Origin of the sequence: Kitasatospora sp. NPDC057542 (genome assembly GCF_042801945.1) — a bacterium.
In the GTDB taxonomy this organism is placed as follows: Bacteria; Actinomycetota; Actinomycetes; order Streptomycetales; family Streptomycetaceae; genus Kitasatospora.
Genome location: NZ_JBHVFE010000634.1, coordinates 1 through 4,112, shown reverse-complemented (window position 1 = coordinate 4,112; position 4,112 = coordinate 1). Strand labels below are relative to the sequence as shown.

Annotated in this window: 4 protein-coding genes; 3 read left to right on the top strand and 1 reads right to left on the bottom strand. The window is 74.3% G+C overall.

Annotated features, from left to right (window positions below; all coding sequences use genetic code 11):
- Positions 1–228: 228 nt before the first annotated feature.
- On the top strand, positions 229–1,635 hold the full coding sequence (locus ACFU7Y_RS41180; protein ID WP_380771523.1) for an erythromycin esterase family protein: 1,407 nt from the start codon (positions 229–231) through the stop codon (positions 1,633–1,635).
- 128 nt (positions 1,636–1,763) lie between these two features.
- Positions 1,764–2,102, top strand: a complete 339-nt coding sequence (locus ACFU7Y_RS41175) for a hypothetical protein (protein ID WP_380771521.1) — start codon at positions 1,764–1,766, stop codon at positions 2,100–2,102.
- On the opposite strand, the gene ACFU7Y_RS41170 is transcribed toward ACFU7Y_RS41175, so the two are convergent.
- Positions 2,092–3,354 (bottom strand): amidohydrolase, encoded by a 1,263-nt coding sequence (locus ACFU7Y_RS41170; RefSeq protein WP_380771520.1) that lies wholly within the window; start codon positions 3,352–3,354, stop codon positions 2,092–2,094. The genes ACFU7Y_RS41175 and ACFU7Y_RS41170 overlap by 11 nt on opposite strands.
- 142 nt (positions 3,355–3,496) lie before the next feature.
- On the opposite strand from ACFU7Y_RS41170, the gene ACFU7Y_RS41165 reads away from it, so the two are divergent.
- The gene (locus tag ACFU7Y_RS41165) at positions 3,497–3,988 is read left to right on the top strand and encodes an HPP family protein (RefSeq protein WP_380771518.1); all 492 of its coding nucleotides are present in this window, start codon (positions 3,497–3,499) and stop codon (positions 3,986–3,988) included.
- Positions 3,989–4,112 lie beyond the last annotated feature (124 nt).

Here is a 4,112-nt window from a genome sequence, read left to right as displayed (position 1 = left end):
CGGTGGTTCCGCGCTCCGGCCCACCGGCCGGGAGCGCGGGACCGCCCGGGGGTTGTCCCCCTGCTGGATCCGGTGGCTCTCCCCAGCGCGTCGCCGCACCTCGGTGATCGACGATTCTTCGGCCGGCCTTCGTCGGCGAACCGATCGCACCCATCGAACCGGCTTTCCGAATCGTCGAATCGACGCTTCGAGGAATCGGCGGTTCGACGAACCGAGGAGCAACCCGACATGACCGCACGCAGCAAGGAGCGCGGCACGCGCATCGACCGACGCGCCCTGCTGACCGCCACCGCGGCCGCCGTGACCACCACCCTGCTCGCCCCTGCGGCCCGCGCGGACCAGCCGGGAAACCCCGACCAGCCGGAGAGCGCGAACCGGTCGGGCCGGACGGGCAGTCAGACCTCCACCGTAGTCAGCGAACTGAGCGCTCTCGCCCATCCGTTGAGGTCCACCGAACCCACGGGCCGGACCACCGACCTGCGGCCGCTGGGCTCGATGATCGGCGACGCCACGGTGGTGGGGCTCGGCGAGGCCACGCACGGCGCGCACGAGTTCTTCACCATGAAGCAGCGGGTGCTGCGCCACCTCGTCGAGGAGAAGGGATTCACCACCTTCGCCCTGGAGACGAGTTGGTCCTCCGGCCTGCGGATCGACGACTACGTCCAGGGCCGCACCGGCGGCGACGCCCGGCAGCTGGTGAAGGACACGATGGGCACCTCGCCCTGGGAGCGCCAGGAGTTCGCCGACCTGATCGACTGGATGCGCGACCACAACCGTGCGCACCCGCTGCGCCCGGTCCACTTCCTCGGCGACGACCTGGACTTCCCGGCCATCGGCGACCAGCTCTTCGACCGGGTGACCGCCTACGTGCGCGAGGCCGCCCCCGGGTCGCTGCCGCGGCTGGAGCAGCTGTACGCCGGCCTGCGACCGTTCGACGACGCCATCGGCTACATCACCACGCGGCCGCTCGCCGAACGGCGGCGGAACGCCGCCGTGGCGCAGCAGACGCTGGAGCTGGTCACCGCCGCCGGGGGCGAGGACGGCGAGGCGTACGCGTGGGCGGTGCAGAACGCCCGGAGCATCGCGCTGACCTTCGCCTTCAGCGCCGTGAACCTGGAGGACACCGCCGACGTGGCCGCCATGCAGAACCTCCGCGACCGGGCGATGACCGACAACACCCTCTGGTGGCAGCGCCGCACCGGCGGGAAGGTGCTGCTGTCCGCGCACAACGGCCATGTCGGGTACCGGAGCAGCGACCCCGAGCTCTACCCCAGGACCCAGGGCGAGTACCTGCGCGACGCCCTCGGCGCGGGCTACGTCGCCATCGGTTTCACCTTCGGCCGCGGCTCGTTCCTCACCAAGGACTCGCCGTTCGCCCCCGACTGGAAGACGGTCACCGTTCCCCCGGCAACCGCCGGCATGAACGAGTACGTCCTCGACCGGGTCCGCCCCGGCGACTACTACGTCGACCTGCGCTCCGCCCCGCCGGCCGGCCGCGCCTGGCTGGACACCGCCCGCCCGACCTACGACGCCGGGACGGAGTTCCGCAGCGACCCGCTGCCGCGGCTGGCGATCGGCCCGGCCTACGACGCGCTGATCCACCTCCACGGGACCGGCGCGGCCCGCCGCCTCTGAGCGTTGTCAGCGGTCGCTGCCAGCGCGCCTCTCCGTCAGCAGCGGTTCGCGGCAGGACGGACCGCACCACCGACGGGGGAGGCACCAGCACGTGCCTGATCGGCGGTCTGCTCCCGCACCGCGAGCGCATGCTCGGCCCGCTGCTCGTCGAGGACTACGCGCCCGCGGTCCGCGAGGGCCTGCCCCGCTCGGACCTGACGTCCGTCTCCGAGCCCGCGGACCTCGGCGCGGTGGCGGCCGCGCGCTCGTACCTCTTCGCTGTGGAGGCGGAGCGGTCGCCGTGGATCGCCCCCGGCCCCGTCCCGCTCCGCAAGCCGGACGCCGACGAGCGCGCGGCCGCCGCCCGGGGCCTGGACGCCGCGGGCGGGGTGATCGGTCCTCGGACCGGCCTGCCCGCACCGACCCACGCCGCCCCTGCGGCGGCCCTCGGCGGCCGGCACCGCCCCGCGGCGCCGATCAGCCCGTGAGCCGCCCGTCCCGCGCCACCACCCGGCCCGCGCGGACCACCAGTTCACGCCCCGGCAGGTCGATCACCACCTGCGGCAGGCACTCGCCCGTCACCAGCATGAAGTCGGCGGGCGAGCCCGGCTTCAGGGTGGCGGCCGGCAGGTCCAGCAGTTCGGCGCCGCCGTCGGCCGCCAGGGCGAAGCAGTCGGCCAGCTGCTCGTCGGTGCGGGCGTCGGTGGTCCAGCCGAGCAGGTGGGCGCGGTGCAGCATGTCGGCGTTGCCGTACGGGCTCCACGAGTCGCGCACGCCGTCCGAGCCGAGCCCGACCCGCACCCCGTGCGCCCGCAGCTCACGGAACGGCAGCACCTGGTGGGCCGAGGGCGCCACGGTGGTGAGGCCGACGCCGGACTCGGCCAGCTCGGCCGCGAGGTCGGCGAGCGGGTCGCCGGTCAGCTCGGGGACGCAGAAGGCGTGGCTGACGACCACCCGCCCGGCCAGTTTGGCCGCCCTGGTCCGCGCGGCGATGTCGCGCAGCGGGCCGAGGCCGCGCTCGCCCCGGTCGTGCAGGTGGATGTCGAGGCGCAGTCCGTGCTGCTCGGCCAGACCGAACAGCAGCTCCAGCTGGGCGGGCCCCTCGCCGACGGAACCCTCGGCCGGGGCGCCGTCGAAGCCCGCCGGGTCGATCCCGCCGATGGCGTCGACCAGCCCGCTCGCCGCCGCCTCCGCGAGCAGCGCGCCCGCTCCGGGAATCCGCCGGACCCCGTGCTGCGGGAAGGCCACCAGCTGGACGTCCAGCACGCCGGCCAGCCGCTCGCGCACCTCGGCGAGCCCGGTCACCCCGGCCAGCCCGTACGCCGGCGCCACGTCCACGTGGGCCCGCACCGCGCGGGTGCCGCGCGTCACGGCGTGGCTCAGCAGCCGGTGGGCGCGGTCGGCGAGCGGGGTGCGCTGCCGCCGGTAGAGGTCGACGTCGCCCTGCACATACTCGGGCAGCGAGCCGGCCGGGCGGCGGCTGTACCAGGGCTCGCCCCAGGCGGTCTTGTCCGGGTGGATGTGCGCGTCCACCAGGGTGGGCAGCACGATCCGGCCGGCGCCCTCGACCACCTCCGGCACCGCCCCGTCCGGCACCCGCTCGGCCAGCAGGCCGTCCACGGCGATCAGGTCGACGGCCCGGTCGGCGCCGTACGGACGGACGTCCCGGAAGACCATGACGGACGACACGGTGGCGGAAGGAGTGGCATCGGGTCGCGTGGCGCCGGAAGGCGTGGTCATGGGGTGCTCGCTCTCGCTCTGGTTCCCGGGGTGATCCGGCTCCGTGGACGGAATCTGTCCGACAGGCAAAACGTCCTACCTTTCATTCAACAGTCTGTTTATCATCTCCGGGTTCCCGTCCCCCGTCCGGAGTCGCTCACGCATGCCCACACCACCGCCCGCCGTCACGCCCGGACCGCACCCGCTGCATGCCCTGCGGGCCACCGTCTTCGCCATCGGCGCCCTGCTCCTGCTGGTCGGAGTGGGCGTACTGCTCGACCAACCGCTGCTGATCCCGCCGTTGGCCGCCAGCGCCGCGCTGGTGCACGGCGCACCCGGGCTGCCGATCTCGCAGCCGCGCAACCTGATCGGCGGTCAGCTGATGTCGGCCCTGATCGGCTTCGCCACCCTGGCCGTCACCGGCAGCACCGCCTGGGGCGCGGCCGTCGCCGCCGGGCTCTCACTGGGCGTGATGATGCTCACCCACCTCTCGCACTCCCCGGCCGCGGCCACCGCCGTGATCGTGGTCCTGCAGGCGCCGCACCCCGTGCCCTTCCTCCCTCTCCTCGTGCTGGCCGCCGGGCTGCTGGTCGCCATCGGTCTGCTGCCCGGCCGGATCGGCGGGCATCCGGTCCGCTACCCGGTGTCCTGGTGACGGCCGCATCCCGGCGACCGACCACGCCCTGCCGACGGGGAACACCCCGTCGACCGGCGACGCCGTGGTGACCTGCTGTCCACTCTCCTGCTGAACGCCGGCGGTCGGGTCATCCGATCGGATG